Consider the following 20,245-nt stretch of genomic DNA (forward strand, 5'->3'; position numbering starts at 1 on the left):
CAATTCGCAATGGCCGGGCCTCAGGCGGCCTTCTTCAATTGCTTGTCCTGCGGCGTGAGCACGGCGAAGACATCGTCTTCGCGCATGACCAGCAGCTCCTCGCCATCGACCTTCACGGTCTGGCCCGCGTACTTGCCGAAAAGGACGTGGTCGCCCACCTTGAGTTCGGGCTCGCGCAGGGAGCCGTCGGTGTTGCGCTTGCCTTGGCCTACCGCGAGGACTTCGCCTTGCTCGGGCTTTTCGGCGGCCGAGTCGGGAATGACGATGCCGGACGCGGTTTTGCGCTGTTGTTCGATTCGCTTGACGACAATCCGGTCATAGAGGGGACGGATCTTCATGACTCAATCTCCTGAAGTCTTGATCATCAAAAAGTGAATGCCGACGCGCCGCCGCCGCAGGGCGGCAACGCACCGTGCTTCCCGCCATGGGGATGCGCAGAAAATTTATGGGCGCCGCCAAGGCGCTTCAAGAGGCCTGATTGATTCAGAATGTAACTTCACGGCGTCCATAGGCCGTGGCCACGGCCGAGCCGGTAGATCACGTTGCGGCGCAGCTCCGGGCCCTCGGCCTGCAAGGGCACGGGGCAGGGCGGGACGCGTCCGCCATCGGCTTGCAGCGTGCAATCGTCGCCATCCACCAGGCGCCACAACCCGCCCTTGCGCGGGCGGAACAGCCAGCGCACATAGCCCTTGCGCGCGGCCAGCTCGACCAGGGTCTGTTGATCGGGCGCTTCCACCACGACCGCATCCGCTTCGGAATGCGGACCGGAATAATCGGCGAAGGCGCGATGACCGGCCAGCGCCTCGGCCGCCGGCGCGTTCAGGCGCCACCAGGGGGGGCGCGCGATCCGCTCCACGTCCCACGCGCCGAGCGCCCAGCCGGCGTCGACGATGGCGCGGTCGAGCACGGCGAAGTCATGCCAGCGCAGGTTGAGCTGGACCGCCGAGCCGGCAACCGGACGCGGCGCGCCGCCGGCTTGGCAGCCGCGGTGAAAGCCGTGCCAGTGCAGGGTGAGGATGAGGGGCGTGTCGGCCTTGCGGATGGCGCTGGCCGTCACGGCGTAGAGCGGGCGTTGCAGCGCGGTGGCGTGCGCGGCGATCGTCTCGATGATATCCATGCGTGCGACTCCAACGAGGGGCCCGCGGGGCAGGCCACGGTAACGATTTCGCTGGAGCAAATTTATCGCTTCGGGTGGCGATCCTCAAGATCGCGGCCGGCATCCGCTTTTACGCCACTATCGTGATGCATCGTCCGCGCGTGAGAGCCGCGCGGGTGACCGCGCCGCCCTGGCTTCGCGGCGCTTGCGCGGTCCCGGCAGGCGAACCCGCCTGCGGGTGACGGCCAGAGAAGGGACTCGGCTATATTGGCCCCACCTCAATTCGCGAGTGCGCCATCCCCATGCCGTCGTCCCTTGTTCGACCCCCCGTTCATTGCCTGGGCGCCGTGGCGCTCGCCGTCCTGTCGCTGATGGCCGCGCACGCCGAAGCCGCCCAGCGCACCGTCTACAAGGGCACGTTGCAAGGGGTTGGCGAGGTGGTGCTGGAACTGGACGATGCGGCCGCCGCGGACGCGGTGGTGAGCGGACGTTATTTCTACCCCAAACGTGGCGTCGACATCCCCTTGCGCGGCGCCGGCGACATTCTGTACGAGCCCAGGCCCCACCCGGCGCGTCCGCCCGCCACGGACAAGGCTGACATCGACCCGGCCGACCGCGCCGCCAGTTGGCAAGGCACGCGCGACGCCCAGGGTTATCGCGGGCAATGGACCGACACGCGCACCGGCAAGCAGCGCCGCTTCGACCTGCGGCGGGTGGCGGGCTACGACACCGGGCAACTCGAACGCGACCGCGCCAAGGCGCGCGCCGCGCAGGCCGATCTGGGCGACATCGATCTCCAGGCCGGCATCGACGCCACGCGCGCGCCCTATGAAACCCTGAAGCTGGCCGGCCATGCCAAGCCCGTGGGCCAGGAGGTCGGCGCGGGCGCGGTGGCCTACCGCATGTGGCAAGACCCTCGCACCAGGTTTTCCTATCCGCGGCTCAGCCGCCACCCCGATCCGCAGGTCATGCGGCGCGTCAATTACCTGCTGGAACAACGCCACTGGCGCAAGAGCCTGGGCGCATTGGAATGCATGGCATTCGCCTATACCAGCCAGAATCCGGCCGGCGGCACGCTGGGCGGGTTCGATGATGAAAACATCAACGTCGCCTGGCTGTCGCGCGCCCTGATGACCGTGACCGAAGCGGGCAGCCTGGATTGCGGCGGCGCGCATCCCTTCAATCATTTCGAGCCGTACACCTTCGATCTGCTGCGCGGTGAATACCTGGACTGGAACCGCGTGTTCGACGCCTACGCGCCGGGCAAGCGCGGCATCGGCCGCGAGCCCAGCGCGGCCCTGCTTGGCCTGGTGGACCAGGTGGTCAAGGCCGGTCCGCCCGAGAACCAGGGCGAGCGGCATCCCAACCTGGAGGACTGCGCCGATCTCTGGCCGCAATACCTGGCGATGGGGACCTTGACGCCGGGCGCGTTGAGCCTGTCGGTGTCCGGCGTGGGGCACGCCTCGGGCGCCTGCCTCGGTACCCACGGCAGCGTGCCGTTCAAGGCCCTGCGGCCGTATCTGAAGGCGGGTGGCGAGGCCTATCTGGTGACGGACTGAGTGGGCGAGCCCTTGGCTGCATCGCCATTGACCCCTTATCCCTCCTGCAGCAACGCCAATACGTTCTGCGCCAGTTGGTTGGCCTGCGTCAGCGCCACCGTGCTGGCCTGCCGCAGGATCTGTTGCCGTGCCAGGTTGGAGGTTTCGATGGCGTAGTCGGCGTCTTCGATGCGGCTGCGGGCCTGGTTGAGGATGTCGGCGGTGTGGGTGAGGTTGGTGACGACCGAACCCAGTCGATGCTGCATCGCGCCCAGCTCGCCGCGCAGGCTGTCCACCTGTTCCATCGCGTCGGCCACGCGCTTCATGGGGGCGACCTTGAGGTTGACGGTCGGGGGCGCGTCCTTGGGCTTGAAGGACACCTCGCCGCTGGGCGCAATGCTGATGTCGTAGAAGTTGCCGTCGCTGCCGCTGATGACATATTCGCCATTCGCCTGCCCGCTGGCGTTCACCAGGTAGTGGACCTTGGTGTCGGCGTCGAACAGGGGGCGGCCGTCTTCGGTGGTGGGGACGGGCGCGAGGCTGCGCAGGAAATCCAACAGCCTGATGGGCGTGTCTTTCTGAACGACATCGGCCGCGGGCGCAAGGGCGGCAGGCGGCGGCGCCGGCGCGGGCGCGGGCGTAGCCGCCGGCGCCGCGGGAACCGTGATGGCCGAGCCGGCAAAATGGGCCGTCGCGGTGGCCAGCGCCGCCTGTTCGGCCGGGCTCATTGTTGCGAAATCGACCGTGGGCAACGTGGCGAGGTCGATATCGAGCATGCCGCCGGCGGGAAGGGGCAGCGGATCCAGACGGTAGTTGCTGACGCTCAGGGGCGCGATGGCGCCATGTTCCTGCACGATGTAGCGCGGTGCGCCATTGAAATCGTAGCGGAACACGTGCGCGTGGAGGCGGGTCAGGACGGTGGGGCCGATCCGGATGTGCAGGGTGGCAGTGGTGGTGGTCGCGGGTGGCGCCGTCACGGGCGGCGGCGCGGCGACCGGCGGCGCGGGCTCGGCCTGGCCGCTGACGACCGTCTTGTCGGTGCTGGCGCCCAGCCGTGGATCGTGCACCACGTCGAGCCGCTCCAGGTTCAGGGTCTGGGTGTCGATGCGGCGGGTCTTGATGTCGAGGGTATCGCCGTCATGCACGCCCGTCTGGATCGTCAGGTCGGCGTCCTGGGACAGGGCTTCCAGGTGGTTGAAGCGGGTCTGGTGGGAAATGCGCTCGATCTCGCCCAGTTGCTGGTCGATCTCGGCCTGGATGGCCTGCAGGTCTGTAAGGGAGTTGCTGCCGTTCTGCGCCTGTACCGTGAGTTCGCGGACGCGTTGCAGGCTATGGCCCATTTCGCCCAGCGCGCCCTCGATGGTCTGCGCCAGCGAGATGCCGTCATTGGCGTTGCGCGCCGCCTGGTGCTGTCCGCGTATGTGGGCGGTGAAGTGGTTGGCGACGGCGTTGCCGGCGGCATCGTCGGCCGCGTGGTTGATGCGCAGCCCCGAGGATAGGCGTTCCACGGCCACGCCCTGCGCCGATTCCGATCTGGCCAGGTGGTTTCGTGCCCGCAATGACAGGGTCTGGGTTCTGATCGAGGGCATGGGTTTATCCAATTCGAGACGGGAAATGCTAGCCGTTGGTGGGCTGGCCGTCTCGATTCACGCCCGAATCCCGGATCGATCCGAGGCGCGTGGCGTCCGACATGACCACGGCGGCGCTTTCAGTCGGACGGCGCCTGCGCTTTCAGCCCGCGCAGCAGATCGTTCACGCGGTCCGGGGCATCGGCGCGCGCATAGAGGGTGAAGCGGCCGCCGGTTTCCTGGAAGCCGAGCGGCGCGGCCAGCCGGCCCGCGCGCAGGTCGGCCAGCACCAGCTCCCGGGGCGCGATGCCGATGCCCAGACCCACCGCCGCGGCTTCGAGCATGTGGCCGAGTTGGTCGAATTCGCGCCCGGGCGGGCGCGTGTCCAGTGTCACGCCGCATGCCCGCGCCCAGTGTTCCCAGGCGGCGGGACGCGAGGCGGTATGCAGCAACGGCGCGCCCAGGACGTCGGCGGGCGCGTGGATACGCCGGGCCAGTCCGGGCGTGCAGACCGGCCCCACGGTTTCGCGGAACAGGGGTAGCGCCTGGATGCCGGGCGAGCGGTGCTCGTCGGCCACGATCAGCACATCGATGACGCGCCGCTCCAGCAGGGCGATGTCGGTGGCGGTTTGCAGCCGCACCTGGAGGCCGGGGTGGTCGCGCTCGAAATGTTCCAGCCGGGGAATGATCCAGTTGGACAGCAGGCTGGCGGGCGCGCCGACCACCACCTGCGGCGACGCCGAGCGGCCGCGCAATTGCGCGAGGCGCTGTTCGAGCATGTCGAACGCCGGCTGGCACACGCGTTGCAGATCCTGACCGGCGGCGGTGAGCCGCACGCCTTCCGAATGGCGTTCGAACAGCTTGTCGCCCAGCCAGGTCTCGAGCAGGCGGATCTGCTGGCTGACCGCGCTGTGCGAGACGCCAAGCTCTTGCGCGGCCAGCGACAGGTTGAGGTGGCGGGCGGCGCTGTCGAAGAAGCGCAACGAGTTCATCGGGGGGAGGCTTCGCATGGCTTGATATTAGAAAATCTCATATCGAGGCGCAAGAAATCTATGATTTATTCCGGGGATTTCGCTGGATACCATGGTGTCCATGTTCTCCAAGGCCTGAAATTATGTCTTTTATCTCCCATCCTGAGTTTCCCGATGCGGCGGGGCAGTTCGGCGGCTACGGCGGCCGTTACATGCCCGAAACGCTGGTGCCGGCGCTGGACGCCCTGGAACGCACCTATCGCGCCGTGCGGGACGAACCCGGCTTCTGGGCCGAATACCGCGCCATGCTGGCCGACTATGTGGGGCGTCCCAGCCCATTGCTGCATGCCGCGGCGATCAGCGACGAGTTGGGCGGGGCGCGGGTGTTTCTGAAGCGCGAAGACCTGAATCACACCGGCGCCCACAAGATCAACAATTGCCTGGGCCAGGTGCTGTTGGCGCGGCGCATGGGCAAGCGGCGCATCATCGCCGAGACCGGCGCGGGGCAGCACGGCGTCGCCACGGCCACGGTGTGCGCGTTGTACGGCCTGGAATGCGTGGTGTACATGGGCGCCGTCGATGTTGCGCGCCAGTCTTCCAATGTGGCACGCATGCAGATGCTGGGCGCCCAGGTGCGGCCGGTGCGCGACGGCAGCGCCACTTTGAAGGATGCGATGAACGCCGCCATCCGCGACTGGATCGCGCGGCCGGACGACACCTATTACCTGCTGGGAACCGGCGCCGGGCCGCATCCCTATCCCTGGCTGGTGCGCGAATTGCAGAAGGTGATCGGCGAGGAAACCCGGGCGCAGATCGTCGCGAAGACGGGCCGGCTGCCGGATGCGATGGTGGCGTGCGTCGGCGGCGGTTCCAACGCCATCGGCTTTTTCTATCCGTTCCTGAATGACGCGGGCGTGCGGCTGTTCGGGGTCGAGGCGGGCGGGCGCGGCACCCACACCGCCGAGCACGCGGCCAGCATCGGCGAGGGCGCGCCCGGCGTGCTGCATGGCTGCCGCAGCTATTTCCTGCAGGACGCGGATGGCCAGATCCAGAATGCGCATTCGATTTCGGCCGGCCTCGATTACCCGGGCGTCGGGCCGGAGCATGCGTTGTTGCACGACACGGGGCGCGTCGTCTACGAGTCGGTCACCGATGCCGAGGCGGTCGACGCGTTCGTCTGGCTGACGCGGCGGCAGGGCATCATTCCCGCGCTGGAAAGCGCGCATGCGCTGGCTTATGCCAGGAAGCTGGCGCCGCGCATGGGGCCCGACCAGGCGCTGGTGGTCTGCCTGAGCGGACGCGGCGACAAGGACATGGATTCGGTGCTGCAATTCACGGAGGTCGCGCGATGAGCCGGCTTGAACGAACCCTGGCCGGCCTGCGCGCCGCCGGCCGCGCGGGCCTGGCGGCCTACTTCACGGCGGGCGATCCCTGCTATGAAGACTGCCTGGCCCTGCTGAAAGGCCTGCCCGCGGCGGGCGCGGATGTGATCGAACTGGGCATGCCGTTCAGCGACCCGATCGCCGACGGCCCGGTGCTGCAACGGGCCAACGCGCGCGCGCTGAAGGCGGGGCAGACGCTGCGGCGCACGCTCGACCTGGTCGCCGCCTTCCGCGAGGACGACGCGCACACGCCGGTGGTGCTGATGGGCTATCTGAACCCATTGATGCGTTACGAAGCGGCCAGCTTCATGGCCGACGCGGCCTGGGCCGGCGTCGATGGCCTGATCGTGGTGGATCTGTCGCCCGAGCACGCCGCCGGCATTGAACGGCTGGCGCGGCGGCACGGCATCGCCATCATCAAGATGACCGCGCCGACCACGCCGGATCAACGCCTGGAGCAGGTGCTGGCCGGCGCCAGCGGGTTCGTGTACCACGTCATGCTGGCCGGCACGACGGGTGCCGCGCTGCCTGCCGAAGACATGATCGCGGGCGTGCTGGCGCGGGTCAGGGCCCGCACCCGCCTGCCTATCGCGGCGGGCTTCGGCGTGCGCACCGCGGCGCAGGCGCGCGCCGTGGGCCGCCACGCGGATCTGGTTGCCGTGGGCACGCGGCTGGTCGAGACCCTGGCGGCCGGCGGGGTGGCCGCGGCACTGGCGGAAGTCCGGCTGCTGGCCGGCGCGGCGCGGACGGCGCGTTGAATCGCGGCGCTGACGGCCCGCGCGCGGTGGCGGCGCGGCACCGTGCGCGCTTGCGGCCGGCCGAGGTGGACAAACCCGTTCACTGATTGATCCGGCGCGCGCGCCCGGGCCCTATGCTGATCCGTATTGCAGGAGGCGGACATCAAAGGGCGCATATTCTGCCTGGCCGTGGTGGCGGGCGCGGGGGCGGTGCAGGGCTTGGCGGCCTTGCCGGGCGGCGGGTTCTACATCGCGGCGGGCGTGGCCTGCGCGCTGGTGCCGCTGGCCGCGCGCCGCTGGCCGGGGCGCATGGCCGGGGTGGTGGCGCCGTTGATCCTGGGCCTGCTGCTCGGCGCGCTCGATGCCGCCTGGCAGGCGCAGCGGCGGCTGGATGATGCGCTGGCCGACGTCCACCAGGACGCGGTGGCGCGGCTGGTGCTGCGCGTGGCCGAACTGCCTGACGACGATGCGCGCGGGGTGCGCTTCACCGCCGAGCAGGTGGGGCCGGCGCAAGCCGGCATTCCCAGGCGCATCCTGGTGTCGTGGCTGGCGCCGCAAGGCGCCGTGGCAGACGGGCGGCAGGGCGGGCAGCCGCGCGCGCCGGGCCAGGGGCCGCCGCGCTTGCCGCAGGTGATACCCGGGCAGATATGGCGCATGGCGCTGGTACTGCGCCGGCCGCATGCGCCGCTCAACCCTGACGCGCCGGACGGCGAAGCGCGTCTGTTCGCGCGCGGCGTGCGCGCCACCGGCACGGTGCGCGGGCAGCCGCGTCTGCTGGACGACCGGCCCTGGGCCTCGGCCGGCGTGGCCATCGAACGCACGCGCCACCGGGTGCGCGAGGGCATGCGGCGCGCGCTGGACGGCCACCGCTACGCGCCGGTGCTGGTGGCGCTGGCGATCGGCGACCAGGCAGGGGTGGCGCGCGAAGACTGGCGCGTCTTCAACCGCGCCGGCATCACCCACCTGGTGTCCATCAGCGGCATGCACGTCACCTCGATCGCCGGGCTGGCGGCCTGGCTGCTGGCGGCCGGGTGGCGGCGCGCGCGCTGGCGCGGCCTGGGCCTGGCCGAGGTCGTGCCGGCGCGCATCGCGGGCGGTGCCGCCGCGGCGGTGGCCGGGCTGGCGTATTGCCTGCTGGCGGGCTGGGGCGTGCCATCGCGGCGCACCTTCTTCATGTTGCTGTTGGTGCTGGCGGCCGTGTGGTCGCGCTTGCGGGTATCGGCGGGGCGGGTGCTGGCGTTCGCGGCGGCGGCGGTGGTGCTGCTGGATCCCTGGGCGCCGCTGGCGGCGGGTTTCTGGCTGTCATTCGGCGCCGTGGCGATCCTGTTGCGCGTGGCGCAGGCGCCGCGCGATGCCCACGCGGGCTGGCGCCGGCGCGCGGCCGCGGCCCTGGCGCAGGCCACGCGCCTGCAACTGACCGTGACGCTGGGCTTGACGCCACTGCTGGCGTTCCTGGTGCATCAGGTGTCGCTGGGGGCGCCGTTGGCCAATGCGGTGGCGATCCCGGCGGTGACGTTCCTGGTCACGCCCCTGGCCCTGGTCTGCGCGCTGTTGTCGGTGACTCCCGGCATGGCGGCGCTGGCCGCCTTCGCCGGCCACGCTGGGGCGGCCGGGTTCGGCGCGGCCATGGCGGTGGTGGCGCGGGTGGCCAATGCCGAGTGGGCCAGCTTCACGGTGGCGGCGGCGCCGTGGCCGTGGTTGCTGTGGGCGTTGGCGGGCATGGTGTGGGCCTTGCAGGCGCCGGGCTGGCCGTTACGGCGGGTGGGCTGGCTGTGCATGCTGCCCTTGCTGTGTTGGCGGCCGGCGCGGCCGGAGCCCGGCTATTGGCGCATGAGCGCCATGGATATCGGCCAGGGCAGCGCGATCCTGGTGGAAACCGCCAGCCAGTCGCTGTTGTTCGATGCGGGGCCGCGACACTTCGGCGGCGGCGACGCGGGCGAGCGCGTGATCGCGCCGCAGTTGCTGGCGCGCGGCATTGGCCGGCTGGACGTGCTGGTGCTGTCGCACGCGGACCTGGATCACGTGGGTGGCACCCGTTCGGTGCTGGCGACGGTGCCGGCGGCGCGCAGCTATGCGTCGTTCGACCTGGCGGCGTGGCTGCAACGCGATGCGCGCGTGTGGCCGGCCGCCATCGGCGATGCGCCGCCGGCGCGGATGCTGCGCTGCGAACGCGGGGATGGCTGGCGGGTCGATGGCGTGAGTTTCACGTTCCTGCATCCGGCCGCGGGCACCCGGGATCAAGGCGGCGACCGCAATGCCAGCAGTTGCGTGCTGCGGGTGGAGGGGGCCGGCCATTCGCTGCTGCTGACTGGCGACATCGGCGTGGCGCAGGAGCGCGAGCTGGCCGCGCTGGGCCTGCCGCCGACCGATATCGTGCTGGCGCCGCATCACGGCTCGGGCGGATCCTCCGGCCGCGAGCTGGTGATGGCGTCGCGGGCCGGTCACGCGATCGCGCAATGCGGCTATCTGAGCCGTTTTGGCCATCCGGCGCCGGCGGTGCAGCGGCGCTGGCTGCGTGCCGGCGCCGCGTTCTGGCGCAGCGACCGCGACGGGGCGGTGATGGCGGAGTCGCGTGCCGGCGGGCTGCGGGTCTGGGCCCAGCGCGAGCGCCAGCGGCGTTATTGGCACGGGCGCTGACGGGCGGGGGCCGCAAGGCGCTCGGGCCGGGCTTGGCGCGCGGTCGCGGCGCGGCCGGCGTGGCGGGCGCCCCTTCGCCCGGTAGGCTCATTCAGTAGGCCGCGCGGTAGATTTCCAGCGCCTGTGCCTCGTCGATGGGACGGGGGTTATTCATCAAGAGACGCTGTTGGGCCATCGCGGCGCTGGCCAGCGTGGGCAAGTCCGCCTCGCTGATGCCTACGGCGCGCAGGCCTTGGGGCAATTCTGCCCGGCGGATTCGGTCTTCCAGGAAGGCGATGAAGGCGGCGGCGCCGCGGGCGTCATCGGCGACCGGCGGCAGGCCCACGGCCTGGCCCAGTTCGGCGTAGAGCGGTGCGGCAACCTGCGCATTAAAGCGCAGCACGGCGGGCAGCACCAGCGCGTTCGACAGCCCGTGCGGCACATGGAAGATGCCGCCCACCGGATAGGCCAGCGCATGAACGCCGCCCACGGGCGCATTGGCGAAAGCCTGGCCGGCCAGCATGGCGCCCAGCAGCATGTCGGAGCGCGCCTGCAGATTGGCGCCGTCGCGGCAAACGGTGAGCAGGTTGGCGGCCAGCAGCTTCAACGCCAGGATGGCGAGCTGATCGGACAGCGGATTCTTCAGGCGTTTGCTGGTGTAGGCCTCGATGGCATGCACCATGGCGTCCACGCCGGTGGCCGCCGTGGCGGCCGGGGGCAGGCCCACCGTCAGTTCGGCATCCAGAAAGGCCGCGTCGGCATAGAGCTGCGGCGCGACCACGCCGCTTTTGGTGGTGGCGCCGGTGGTCACGATCGAGATCGGCGTGACTTCCGAGCCGGTGCCGGCCGTGGTCGGCACCTGGATCAGCGGCAAACGCTCGCCGCTCACCTGGTTGATGCCATACATCGCCGACAGGGGCTGATCGCTCTTGCACAGCACTGCCACGAGCTTGGCCACGTCCATGGAAGAGCCGCCGCCAAAGCCGATCACCATATCGGCGTCGAACGCGCGCGCGCGCCCGGCTGCCGCCTGGACCACCGCTTCGGGCGGGTCGGCAACCACGTCATCGATCACCAGGGTTTGCCAGCCGCTGGCGGCCAAGCTGTCCAGCGCGGGCTGTAGCGCGCCGCTGCGGTGCAGAAAGGCGTCGGTGATCAACACGGCGCGCTCGCCGCCATGGCGTTCGCGCAGCAGGGCGCCCAGGCGGCGGGCAAGGCCCGGTTCGACGAGAATGTGGGGAACAGTCTGGAATGAGAAGGCGGACATGGGATCAGGAGAGTTCGTTGATGATGGCTTGCGCCACGTCTTCCAGCGAGGAACGCGTGGCCATGGCGCGGCCCTGGATGCGGCGATGCGCTTCGTTTTCGGTAATGCCCTCGCGGGCGATCAGCAGGGTTTTGGCGGTGGCCAGTTTGCTGACGGCGGCATAACGGCCCTCCAGCTTGCGCATGTGGGCCAGCGTGGCCGCCTGCTGGCGCCAGGCGGTGCGCGCGAGCAGCAGCTGCGTCAACAGACCGAAGGGCCGGATGGGTCGCTCGATGACGCCGGTGCAGCCGCTTTGCAGCACCAGTTGCAGCGTGGCGGGGTTTTCATACTCGACGATGCCGAGCAGCGGCGGGCTTAGCTCGTTCAGGCTGTCGGCCAGCGCTTGAATCGCGTCGCGATGGTCTTCCTCGATCGGCAGAACGACCACGTCGGCGTCGGTACAGAGCTTCTCGGGCAGCGGCCATTGCTGGGTCGCCACGCAGCCGATGCGCTTGAGGTGCGACATCAGGAGGCGCGACTCGGCATCCTGTGGGTGCAGCACCAGCACGCGCAGGCCATTGAGTTCGCGCAGCGCCGTGGTGCTGCGGCCGGGCCGGGTCAAGTGGGCAGTCACGGTAGCGCCAAGGCCTCGGGATCCAACGCATGGTCGACGAGATACGGCACCGGCCGCACCGCGGCACGCGCGGCGTAGATGATCTCGAACTTGCGTTGGGCATTGATGCGGGCGATGCGCGGCCAGAGTGAGGTGTGTTGCGTATCGCCGTCGATGGTGACCAGGCCTTGCGGCGCTTCGAACCGGGCGCCGTCCAGGGCCCGCACCAGCTCCGGCACGGCCAGGCTGCCGGCGCGGCGCGCGGCGTTCGCCACCAGATGCACCTGGAAGTAGGCGGCCTCGGCGCCCGCCGTGATCGGGCTGTCTTCGCCGAAGCGCGCATGGTAGGCGTGGACAAAGCGGCGGCTGGGTTCGGTGTCCAGCGTGGCGAAGTAGGGCGCCGCCGTGATATGGCCTTCGGCCTGTTCGGCGGTCAGGGCGGCCACGTCGGTTTCGTTGGTGGCAAGGCTGACGATGGGCATGCGCGCCGGGTCCAGGCCCAGTTCGCGGTAGGCGCGATACAGCTTGACGATGTCGCGCCCGACCATGGTCGAGTAGATGGCGTCCGGGCGCAGGGACACGGCGCGCTCGAGCACCCCGGCCAGATCCGCCTGCGGCGCGTTCAGTGGCAGATAGACCTCGCCGACCACCTCGCCGCCCGCCTGCTCATAGAGCTCGCGCATGATGCGGTTGGATTCGCGCGGGTAGACATACTGGCCGCCGATGAAGAGCACGCGGTTGCCGAAGTGGCGGATCACATAGCTGGCCAGTTGCACCGAATTCTGATTGGGCACGGAGCCGCTGTAGAAGCAATAGGGCGAATACTCGAAGCCCTCGTACAGCGTGGCGTAGAACAGCAGCGCCCGTCGGCTTTCGACCACCGGCAGGACGGCCTTGCGGGTGCTGGACATATGGGTGCCGAAAATCAGCGGCACGCGCTGGCGGTCGCAGAGCCATTCGGCGGCCTGGCGGTAGTCGGACGGCAGGGAGCCGACGCGCGCGCTGATCGGAACCAGCGGCTCGCCGGCAATGCCGCCGGCGGCATTGACCTCGTCGATCGCCAGCAGCGTGGCGTTTTCCTGGGTGATCTCGGTGGCCGCTGTCAGGCTTTCTTTCGAGAACAGCAGGCCAACCCGATGGCCGGTGGCGGTGGTCACAGCGTCGTCCAGTCGAGCGAGCGCTCGAAGGCATGGGCGGCGCGATACAGCGTCGATTCGTCGAAATGACGACCCACCAGCATCATGCCGACCGGAAGGCCGTCGCGCAAGGCGCAGGGCAGGGACATGGCCGGGTGGCCGGTGACATCGAAGGGGGCGGTGTTGGCGTTCATTTCGAGGGCGCGGGTCACAAAGAGGTCGGGCGCGGCGGCGGCATCGATAAGGCGTGGCGCGCGCATGGGCACCGTGGGCATCAGCAGCATGTCAACGCCGGCCAAAGCCTGATCATAGGCCTGGCGCAGCCGGCGCGCGAGGTTTTGCGCCTTGCCGTAGTACTGGCCGCCATAGCGCGCATAGAAGTATTCGCCGGCCAGCAGGCAGGTCTTGACGTCATGCGGGAACTCGTCGGCGTGGTCGCGCCAATGGCGCTGCGCCTGCATCAGGCCGGTGACGTACAGGCCTTTCCAGTTTGTGCCGTAGTTGAAGCCTTTCATCTGCTGGGTTGTGCCTTCGACCGCAATCGGGGTCCAGATGGCGTGCCCCTTGCGGTGCAGCGGCACCGATAGCTCCATGACCTCGGCGCCCAACGCGGCCAGTCTGGCGGCGGCCAGGCGCACCGCATCGTCGACCTCGGTTTCGCTGTTGTGCCAGCCGAAGCCTTCGGTCACCACACCGACGCGCAGGCCCTTGAGCGGCAGGCCCAGCGCGTCGCAATAAGAGGGGCGCTCGGCCGGCAGGTTCTGCTGGCGCGGATCCAGGCCGTCGGCGCCGGCGATGGCGTCGAGCAGCAGGGCGTTGTCGGCCACATTGGCCGTCATGATGCCGGCGTGGTCCAGCGTCATTTCAATCGGCATGATGCCGGTATAGGGAATGAGGCCGTGCGTGGGCTTCATGCCATAAATGCCGCAGTAGGCGGCCGGGATGCGCACCGATCCCCCCTGATCCGTGCCGATGGCCATATCGGCTTGGCCAGCGCCGACCAGGGCTGCCGCGCCCGAGGACGAGCCGCCGGCCGAATGGTCGGGGTTGCGCGGGTTGCGCACCGGGCCGGTGGCATTGGTATGGCTGCTGCCCGACACGCAGAAATATTCGCAATGCGCTTTGCCGACAATGCGGCCGCCGCCATCCAGGATGCGGGTGGCGACCGTGGCGTCCTGGTCGGGAACATAGCCGCGCAACGTAGCCGCGCCATTCATCATGGGCACGCCGGCCAGGCAGACGTTGTCTTTCAGTACCACGCGCTTGCCGGCCAGCGGACCGCCCGGGCGGCCGTCGATCTCAGTGCGCACATACCAGGCGTTGAGCGGGTTGTCTTCGGGCTGCACGCCCGGCGTGCGCGGATAGCGCACCACCGGCGGCTGATCGATCAGCGCATCGACCTGGTCGTAATCGGCAAAGGTGGCCTGCAGAATGCTGTCGTAGGCGCGCAGAGTGGCGTCATCCAGATTCAGGCCGATGCGGCGCGCGGCCTGATCCAGCGCTTCCAGAGTGGGACGGGGAAGAGACATCTTGGATTCCGTTTTCAGGATTGCAGACCGCCGTAACGCCGGGCGATCTCTTGGGGAGTCGTGGTGGCGGTGGGGACGTCGGCGATCAGCTCGCCTTTTTCCAGCACCAGAATGCGGTCGGACAGCGCGCACAGAAAATCGATGTCCTGTTCGACCAGCAGAATCGCAATGCCGTGGGAAGCACGCAGCGTCTGCAAGGCCTCGACGATTTCGTCGCAGATCGAGGGTTGAATGCCTTCGGTCGGTTCGTCCAGCAGCATCAACTTGGGATCGCCGCAGAGGCAGCGGGCCAGGGCCAGCAGTTGCTGCTCGCCGCCCGACAGGCTGCCGCCGGGGCGCTCCAGCAGACGCTGCAGGCGCGGGAATACCGCCAGTACCGAGGCGATCCTGGCGTCGGCCTCGCGCAGATTCTTCACGCAGCCCATGCGCAGGTTTTCGGCCACGGTCAGCGCCGGGAAGATCTGCCGGCCCTGCGGCACAAAGCCCAGCCCCTGGCGCGCGCGCGCATGCGGCGCCAGCGCGCCTATCTTGCGCCCGGCCAGCGTCAGCGCGCCGCCGGTCAGCGGCAGTTCACCCATCAGCGCGCGCAGCAAGGTGGTCTTGCCCATGCCATTGCGGCCCAGAATGCCGGTGAATTCGCCGGCGGCCATGCTGAAGCTGACGCCATGCAGCACAGGGATGCGGCCGTAGCCGGCTTTCAGTTCATGCGCCTGGAGCATGTGTCTCTCCTTGCTTGCCCAGATAGGCGGCGCGCACCGCGGCGTGCGCCATGATGTCGTCGAAGCTGCCTTCGGCCAGCACCTCGCCCTGGTTGAAGACGGTGATGCGGCCGGCGATCAGGCGGATGAAGGCCATGTCATGCTCGACCACGACGACGGTGCTGTGACGGTTGATGGCCGCAATCAGGTCGGCGGTCTTGCGCACCTCCTGATGCGTCATGCCGGCGGCCGGTTCATCCAGCAAGACCAGCTCGGGACGCGAGGCCAGAATCATGCCCAGCTCCACCCATTGGCGTTGGCCATGCGCCAGCGCATTGACGGGCGTGGCGGCAGCGCTTTCCAGGTCGATTTCAGCCAGCACCCGGGTGGCGATCTCGGCCGGCACGCCGTGCGCGCGGCGCGCGGCGGCCAGCAACAGGTTTTCGCGCACGCTCAGGCCTTCAAAGACGCTGGGCACCTGGGTTTTGATGCCGATGCCCAGGCGCGCCACTTCGTGCGTGGTCAGGCCACGCAAGGGCTGGCCTTTGAAGCGGATCTCGCCACGCGTGGGGCGCAACTGGCCCGACAGCATCTTGAAGAAAGTGCTTTTGCCGGCGCCGTTGGGCCCGATCAGGCAGCGCACTTCACCGCGTTGCAGCCGGAAATCGACGTCGCGCACGGCGTGCACGCCGCCGAAACTCACGCCCAGACCCTGGGTTTCCAACAAGAGGGTGCTCATGCCGGCTCCTTGGACGAACGGCACAGACGACGTGCGGCATCGGCCACCGTCGGCGCCAGGCCGCGCGGGATCAAGAGCACGAACAGAATGAGGATGACGCCCAGCACCAGACCGGTATCCAGCGTGTGTTGCGCGCCCAGTTGGGTGACCATGGCTTGCAGCGCGACGCAGGCGATGATGGGGCCGATCAGGGTGCCGCGTCCGCCGACGATGACCCAGATGATGATCTGCGCCGATTGCGACAACCCGAACACGCCGGGGCTGACGAAAGCCCCCCAGTTGGCGTAGAGCATGCCGGCCAGCCCGGCCAGTGCGCCGCCCAGGGTGAAGGTGGCCAGTTTGTAAAGACTGGCGTTGTAGCCCAGCAGCAAGGCGCGCTGTTCGTTTTCGCGCACGGCGGCAACCACGCGGCCGGCGCGCGACGCCATGACGGCGCGCAGGCCGAAGTAGGCGGCGATCAGCACCAGGGCGGCCAACGTGAACGTGCCTTCCGGCGACAAGGGTTCGCTGGCGCCGGGCAGGGTCAGGGGCGGGATGGACGGGATGCCGTTGAAGCCGCCCAGCAGCGCCTCGCCGATGCGATAGCTGTCGCCCGAGGTGGAGTTCATCAGGTTGAACAGGATCAGCGTCACGGCCAGCGTGATGACGCCCAGATAGACGTCGCTGATCTTGCCGTAGAACATGAAGTAGCCGAGCAGGGCGGCAAAGGCCGCCGGCACGGCGACGGCCAGCGCCAACGAAGCCAGGCCGGGGCCGAAATTGAAGGCGCCCACCGCCCAGGCATAGGCGCCCAGCCCGAAAAAGGCGGCCTGGCCGAAGCACAGGATGCCGCCATGGCCCCAGACGAAGGCCAGGCTCAGCGCCAGCAGGGCCATGACCAGATAGACCGTCATGGACAGGAGGCTGAACATATCGAAGACGGTGGGCAGGAGCACCGCGGCCGCGATGGCTACGGCACCCAGCGTCAGGGAAATCACAGGTACACGCATCAGATTGCTCGCTTGAAGAATCGCCCGGTGATGCCCTGCGGCAGCAGACGGATTAGCACGATGGCGGCCAGCAGCAGCGCCACCTGCCCGTAGACCGGCGTGGCCAGGAAGGTCACGCCCTGGCTGATGGCGCCGAACAAGCCCGAGGCGCTGACCGTGCCGGCGATGACGGCGCTGCCGCCGCTGATGACGGTGATGAAGGCCTTGGCGATGTAGGCCGCACCGATGGTCGGGATCACGCCGGTCAGGGGCGCGAGCACCGCGCCGGCCAGGCCGGAGAGCGCGGCGCCCAGGCCGAAGGTCAGCTTGTAGACGCCATTGGGGTTCATGCCGAGCGCGTTGGCCATGGCGGCGTTCTGCATGCAGGCGCGGGCCCGCAAGCCGAAATCGGTGAGGCGCAGCAGGCACCACAGCGCCAGCATCACGCCGGCCGCCAGCGCAATCAGAAAGAGCGTGTAGCCGCTGGCCTGGCGCGCGCCGATCGTGATGCCGCCCAGAGGCGAGGAGATGCCGACGGTGGTGTTGCCAAAGACCATGGTGGCCAGGCCGATGACGGCCAGCGACAGGCCCCAGGTGGCCAGCATGGTGTCGATCATGCGGCCATAGAGATGGCGCACCAGCAGGTGCTCGATCAGCACGCCGAAGACACCGACGGCCAGCGGCGCCAGCACCAGCATGGAGAGCCAGATCGGCACGCCCCATTGGTTGGTGGCGAGAATGGCGACATAGCCGCCCAGCATCATGAACTCGCCGTGGGCGAGGTTGATGATCTTCATCATCCCGAATACCACCGCCAGCCCGACGCTCAACAGCGCCAGGATGGCGATCGCACCCAGGATATCGATGGCATAGATGGCAACGAGATCCATGGAACGCTCAGAACTTAATGGCGTATTGACGGTTGTCCGCCGGGTTCTTGATCAGGTTGCAGACGGCGGCCGTGTCGCCGGGCTGCTGCTGCGGGAAGCTCTCGACCAGATTGAGCTTGCGGTCCCGCACCTCGGCGATGTGGACGTCCAGCGTGCAATGGTGGGTGGCCGGATCCAGCGTCACGCGGCCGCTGGGCGCATCGATGGCGATGCCGGATTCCAGCGCCTCGATGACCTTCATGCGGTCGACCGAGCCTGCCTTGCGCACCCCCTCGGCCCACAGCATGAAGCCCTGGTAGGCACCCATGGCCAGTTCGGTGATGTAGGGATAGTTGGCGCCGTAGCGGGCGTGGAAGCGCTTGACGAAGTCGGCGTTGACGGCGCCGGGCAGTTCCTGCAGATAGTTCTGGCAGACCAGGAAGCCGTTGCATTCCTCGGGCGAGAGCACGATGTGCTCATTGCCGCCGGCAAAGGTGGTCGAGGCGAGCGGGATCTTGCCCGTCATGCCGGTGGCCTTCCACTGGCGATAGAAGGACATGTGCGCGCCGCCCACCAGCGCCGACCAGATGAAGTCCGGCGAGGCCGCCTGGATCTTGGAGATGGCGGCACCGAAGTCGGTCACGTCCAGCGGGAAGAACTCGGTGGCCACGGTCTTGCCGCCCACATCGGCCGCGTACTTGCGCACCCAGTTCGACACGATCTGGCCGTAGTTGTAGTCGGCCGCCAGGATGTAGACCTTCTTGCCCCATTGCTTCACGGCGTAGGGCGCGAGCTTCTGCACGGTCTGCGCGGGCGTCACGCCGGCGGCGAAATAGTTGCGGTCGCAGACACCGCCTTCATACTGGTTGTCGTAGAAGTACAGGGTGCGATAGCGGTTGAGCACCGGGCGCACGACCTCGCGCGAGGCCGAGGTGATGCCGGCATGGACCACGGCGGCCTTGTCGCGCAGCGCGGCCTGCTGGGAAAACTGCGCGTAGAGCTGCATGTTCGACTGCGCGTCATAGGCGATGAAGTTGAGCGGCTTGCCCAGCAGGCCGCCCTTGGCGTTGATTTCCTCGGCCGCGAACCGCAGCGCGTCCATCACGGGCTTGCCGTAGATGTCCAGGCCGCCCGACAGATCGTAGATGGCGGCAACGTTGATTTTTTCCTCGCCGGCCGCGAAGGCGCGCGTGCCGGCCAGCCCCATCAGGGTGGCCGAGGCGGCGGTGGCAGCGGTGGACGAGAGGAACTGACGGCGGTTCATGCTCATGTTGATGGCCCCTTGAGCGCCCGCGGCGCGCGCGCTCTGGCGTCCGGCGCAAAGCGCGGGGACGTGCAGAGGCCGACGCCGAAAGTCGCGTAGACGTGTGTAGGTGTTTGGGATTGCCGAGAAACCGGCTGGATGTCGACGCCGTTGTCGACGGGGGAAAAACCGAGCGGCCTTGCTGGCTGTTGCGCCTTTGGAACTTGCCGGGCCGGCCTTCATCGAGTGAAGGCAGGGCAGATTCTATGGCAAGGGCATAACGCGTGCCAGCCCCGGGATTTCCCTAGGACGGGCACTGGCCTGAATCCGCGCGCGCAAGGTAGTCAGCGCCGGCAAGCGCGTGAGGCCCGGCCGGCGCGCATCCGCCAATCCTAGGCGAACGCGGCCCGCACCGCGTCGAACGCCGCCAGCACCAGCGGCTCCTGGCGCCGCGCCGCCAGCGTGATGAACGCCAGTTCGGCCTGGATCGACAGACCCGGCGCCAACGCCAGGCCGTGGGCCTGCGACTCGCGCAGCGCGATCGAGTCGCGCGCCAGCGTCAGGCCGACGCCGGAGCGCACCAGGTCCAGCATCGAGGCTTCCTGGTCGACCTCGGCAACGATGTTGGGCGTGACCGCCAGTTCGGCGAACCTGGCGGCCAGCAGGCGGTGATGAACCGAATCCGGCGGGGTCCAGATCCAGGGCAGGGCGGCGATGTCGCGCCAGTCGCGCCCCGCCAGTTGCGGCGCCCAGCCCTTGGGCGCCACCACGTAATAGGAGAAGCCCGCCAGCGGCAGCGCGTGCAGCGCCGGCTGGCCCCGGGCGGCGTCTTGCGGGCCAAGGAAGAAGCCCACGTCCAGTTCGCCGTTACGCACCTGGCGGCCGACCGAGCCGGACATGCCGTGGCGCAGGGTGGGGCGGATCTTGGGGTAGTGCTGCACCAGGTATTGCAGCGTGGCGCCCAGCCGCAGAAATTCGGGGTCGAGGATGGTGCCCAGGCGCAGTTCGCCCTGCACGGTGGTGCGCAGCGCCCCGATGGCGCGTTCGAAATCCTCCAGCGCATCCAGCACGCGTTGCGCCGAGGGCAGCAGGGCGCGGCCGTCGGCGTTGGGCGCCAGGCCCTGGGCGGTGCGGGTGAACAGCGGCAGATCCAGCGCTTCCTGGAAGCTCTTGAGCTGCAGGCTGAGCGCGGGCTGGGTCAGGTGCAGGTGTTCGGCCGCGCGCGTCAGGTTGCCGACGCGCGCCACGGCGGCAAAGGTGCGGATGTGCTTGAGATCCATGGCTCCGGTCCCGTCA

Annotated in this window: 18 protein-coding genes; 4 read left to right on the forward strand and 14 right to left on the reverse strand. The window is 68.9% G+C overall.

Translation table 11 applies throughout. The features are described 5' to 3' along the window. Positions 1–20: 20 nt before the first annotated feature. Both ACN6O8_RS19610 and ACN6O8_RS19615 read right to left on the reverse strand, forming a co-directional pair. Positions 21–338: a co-chaperone GroES gene (locus ACN6O8_RS19610; RefSeq protein WP_427992660.1), complete on the reverse strand. Its 318-nt coding sequence runs from the start codon at positions 336–338 to the stop codon at positions 21–23. 158 nt (positions 339–496) lie between these two features. Beyond that, positions 497–1,117: a diguanylate cyclase gene (locus ACN6O8_RS19615; protein ID WP_427992661.1), complete on the reverse strand. Its 621-nt coding sequence runs from the start codon at positions 1,115–1,117 to the stop codon at positions 497–499. Positions 1,118–1,398: 281 nt separating this feature from the next. Here ACN6O8_RS19615 and ACN6O8_RS19620 point away from each other — a divergent pair, with 281 nt between their 5' ends. Continuing rightward, positions 1,399–2,655: a hypothetical protein gene (locus ACN6O8_RS19620; RefSeq protein ID WP_427992662.1), complete on the forward strand. Its 1,257-nt coding sequence runs from the start codon at positions 1,399–1,401 to the stop codon at positions 2,653–2,655. Between the two features lie 35 nt (positions 2,656–2,690). Here ACN6O8_RS19620 and ACN6O8_RS19625 read toward each other — a convergent pair whose 3' ends face one another. Together ACN6O8_RS19625 and ACN6O8_RS19630 are read right to left on the reverse strand one after the other, a co-directional pair. Then, positions 2,691–4,223: a flagellin gene (locus ACN6O8_RS19625; protein ID WP_427992663.1), complete on the reverse strand. Its 1,533-nt coding sequence runs from the start codon at positions 4,221–4,223 to the stop codon at positions 2,691–2,693. 119 nt (positions 4,224–4,342) lie between these two features. Beyond that, positions 4,343–5,212 carry a LysR substrate-binding domain-containing protein gene (locus ACN6O8_RS19630; RefSeq protein WP_427992664.1) on the reverse strand — a complete coding sequence of 290 codons (870 nt, stop codon included), beginning with the start codon at positions 5,210–5,212 and terminating at the stop codon, positions 4,343–4,345. 104 nt (positions 5,213–5,316) lie between these two features. Here ACN6O8_RS19630 and trpB point away from each other — a divergent pair, with 104 nt between their 5' ends. The 3 genes from trpB (at position 5,317) to ACN6O8_RS19645 (ending at position 9,929) form a co-directional block, all read left to right on the forward strand. Beyond that, the gene (gene trpB, locus ACN6O8_RS19635) at positions 5,317–6,525 is read left to right on the forward strand and encodes a tryptophan synthase subunit beta (protein ID WP_427992665.1); all 1,209 of its coding nucleotides are present in this window, start codon (positions 5,317–5,319) and stop codon (positions 6,523–6,525) included. Then, complete coding sequence (gene trpA / locus ACN6O8_RS19640) at positions 6,522–7,313, forward strand: tryptophan synthase subunit alpha (protein WP_427992666.1); 792 nt, start codon at positions 6,522–6,524, stop codon at positions 7,311–7,313. Before trpB ends, trpA begins: the two co-directional genes overlap by 4 nt. Positions 7,314–7,511: 198 nt before the next feature. After that, positions 7,512–9,929 carry a DNA internalization-related competence protein ComEC/Rec2 gene (locus ACN6O8_RS19645; protein ID WP_427992822.1) on the forward strand — a complete coding sequence of 806 codons (2,418 nt, stop codon included), beginning with the start codon at positions 7,512–7,514 and terminating at the stop codon, positions 9,927–9,929. A 91-nt stretch (positions 9,930–10,020) separates the two neighbouring features. Here ACN6O8_RS19645 and ACN6O8_RS19650 read toward each other — a convergent pair whose 3' ends face one another. The 10 genes from ACN6O8_RS19650 to ACN6O8_RS19695 all read right to left on the reverse strand — a co-directional run bounded on the left by ACN6O8_RS19650 (position 10,021) and on the right by ACN6O8_RS19695 (position 20,229). Then, positions 10,021–11,175: an iron-containing alcohol dehydrogenase gene (locus tag ACN6O8_RS19650; RefSeq protein ID WP_427992667.1), complete on the reverse strand. Its 1,155-nt coding sequence runs from the start codon at positions 11,173–11,175 to the stop codon at positions 10,021–10,023. A 4-nt stretch (positions 11,176–11,179) separates the two neighbouring features. Further along, entirely contained in the window at positions 11,180–11,788 is a 609-nt protein-coding gene (locus ACN6O8_RS19655; protein WP_427992668.1) for an ANTAR domain-containing response regulator, read from the reverse strand. Further along, complete coding sequence (locus ACN6O8_RS19660; RefSeq protein ID WP_427992669.1) at positions 11,785–12,924, reverse strand: transporter substrate-binding domain-containing protein; 1,140 nt, start codon at positions 12,922–12,924, stop codon at positions 11,785–11,787. The genes ACN6O8_RS19655 and ACN6O8_RS19660 overlap by 4 nt, the downstream gene beginning before the upstream one ends. Next, positions 12,921–14,432, reverse strand: a complete 1,512-nt coding sequence (locus ACN6O8_RS19665) for an amidase (RefSeq protein WP_427992670.1) — start codon at positions 14,430–14,432, stop codon at positions 12,921–12,923. Before ACN6O8_RS19665 ends, ACN6O8_RS19660 begins: the two co-directional genes overlap by 4 nt. A gap of 14 nt (positions 14,433–14,446) precedes the next feature. Further along, positions 14,447–15,151: an ABC transporter ATP-binding protein gene (locus ACN6O8_RS19670; RefSeq protein ID WP_427992671.1), complete on the reverse strand. Its 705-nt coding sequence runs from the start codon at positions 15,149–15,151 to the stop codon at positions 14,447–14,449. After that, on the reverse strand, positions 15,135–15,869 hold the full coding sequence (locus ACN6O8_RS19675; RefSeq protein WP_427992672.1) for an ATP-binding cassette domain-containing protein: 735 nt from the start codon (positions 15,867–15,869) through the stop codon (positions 15,135–15,137). The genes ACN6O8_RS19670 and ACN6O8_RS19675 overlap by 17 nt, the downstream gene beginning before the upstream one ends. Continuing rightward, positions 15,866–16,858 (reverse strand): ABC transporter permease subunit, encoded by a 993-nt coding sequence (locus ACN6O8_RS19680; protein ID WP_427992673.1) that lies wholly within the window; start codon positions 16,856–16,858, stop codon positions 15,866–15,868. The genes ACN6O8_RS19675 and ACN6O8_RS19680 overlap by 4 nt, the downstream gene beginning before the upstream one ends. Continuing rightward, positions 16,858–17,727, reverse strand: coding sequence for a branched-chain amino acid ABC transporter permease (locus ACN6O8_RS19685; RefSeq protein ID WP_427992674.1), 870 nt, complete (start codon positions 17,725–17,727; stop codon positions 16,858–16,860). The genes ACN6O8_RS19680 and ACN6O8_RS19685 overlap by 1 nt, the downstream gene beginning before the upstream one ends. A gap of 7 nt (positions 17,728–17,734) precedes the next feature. Then, positions 17,735–18,976, reverse strand: coding sequence for an urea ABC transporter substrate-binding protein (locus ACN6O8_RS19690; RefSeq protein WP_427992675.1), 1,242 nt, complete (start codon positions 18,974–18,976; stop codon positions 17,735–17,737). A 365-nt stretch (positions 18,977–19,341) separates the two neighbouring features. Further along, positions 19,342–20,229: a LysR family transcriptional regulator gene (locus tag ACN6O8_RS19695; RefSeq protein ID WP_427992676.1), complete on the reverse strand. Its 888-nt coding sequence runs from the start codon at positions 20,227–20,229 to the stop codon at positions 19,342–19,344. Between the last annotated feature and the right edge of the window lie 16 nt (positions 20,230–20,245).

This window comes from Achromobacter sp. (assembly GCF_050285565.1).
In the GTDB taxonomy this organism is placed as follows: Bacteria; Pseudomonadota; Gammaproteobacteria; order Burkholderiales; family Burkholderiaceae_B; genus Achromobacter.

What these genes read in the sequence shown, in the direction of transcription:
- ACN6O8_RS19650 (WP_427992667.1), bottom strand. Translation starts at nt 11,175, where the DNA reads ATGTCCGCCTTCTCATTCCAGACTGTTCCCCACATTCTCGTCGAACCG.
- ACN6O8_RS19630 (WP_427992664.1), bottom strand. Translation starts at nt 5,212, where the DNA reads ATGCGAAGCCTCCCCCCGATGAACTCGTTGCGCTTCTTCGACAGCGCC.
- ACN6O8_RS19615 (WP_427992661.1), bottom strand. Translation starts at nt 1,117, where the DNA reads ATGGATATCATCGAGACGATCGCCGCGCACGCCACCGCGCTGCAACGC.
- ACN6O8_RS19620 (WP_427992662.1), top strand. Translation starts at nt 1,399, where the DNA reads ATGCCGTCGTCCCTTGTTCGACCCCCCGTTCATTGCCTGGGCGCCGTG.
- ACN6O8_RS19670 (WP_427992671.1), bottom strand. Translation starts at nt 15,151, where the DNA reads ATGCTCCAGGCGCATGAACTGAAAGCCGGCTACGGCCGCATCCCTGTG.
- ACN6O8_RS19695 (WP_427992676.1), bottom strand. Translation starts at nt 20,229, where the DNA reads ATGGATCTCAAGCACATCCGCACCTTTGCCGCCGTGGCGCGCGTCGGC.
- trpB (WP_427992665.1), top strand. Translation starts at nt 5,317, where the DNA reads ATGTCTTTTATCTCCCATCCTGAGTTTCCCGATGCGGCGGGGCAGTTC.
- ACN6O8_RS19610 (WP_427992660.1), bottom strand. Translation starts at nt 338, where the DNA reads ATGAAGATCCGTCCCCTCTATGACCGGATTGTCGTCAAGCGAATCGAA.
- ACN6O8_RS19690 (WP_427992675.1), bottom strand. Translation starts at nt 18,976, where the DNA reads ATGAGCATGAACCGCCGTCAGTTCCTCTCGTCCACCGCTGCCACCGCC.
- ACN6O8_RS19685 (WP_427992674.1), bottom strand. Translation starts at nt 17,727, where the DNA reads ATGGATCTCGTTGCCATCTATGCCATCGATATCCTGGGTGCGATCGCC.
- ACN6O8_RS19680 (WP_427992673.1), bottom strand. Translation starts at nt 16,858, where the DNA reads ATGCGTGTACCTGTGATTTCCCTGACGCTGGGTGCCGTAGCCATCGCG.
- ACN6O8_RS19625 (WP_427992663.1), bottom strand. Translation starts at nt 4,223, where the DNA reads ATGCCCTCGATCAGAACCCAGACCCTGTCATTGCGGGCACGAAACCAC.
- ACN6O8_RS19665 (WP_427992670.1), bottom strand. Translation starts at nt 14,432, where the DNA reads ATGTCTCTTCCCCGTCCCACTCTGGAAGCGCTGGATCAGGCCGCGCGC.
- trpA (WP_427992666.1), top strand. Translation starts at nt 6,522, where the DNA reads ATGAGCCGGCTTGAACGAACCCTGGCCGGCCTGCGCGCCGCCGGCCGC.
- ACN6O8_RS19675 (WP_427992672.1), bottom strand. Translation starts at nt 15,869, where the DNA reads ATGAGCACCCTCTTGTTGGAAACCCAGGGTCTGGGCGTGAGTTTCGGC.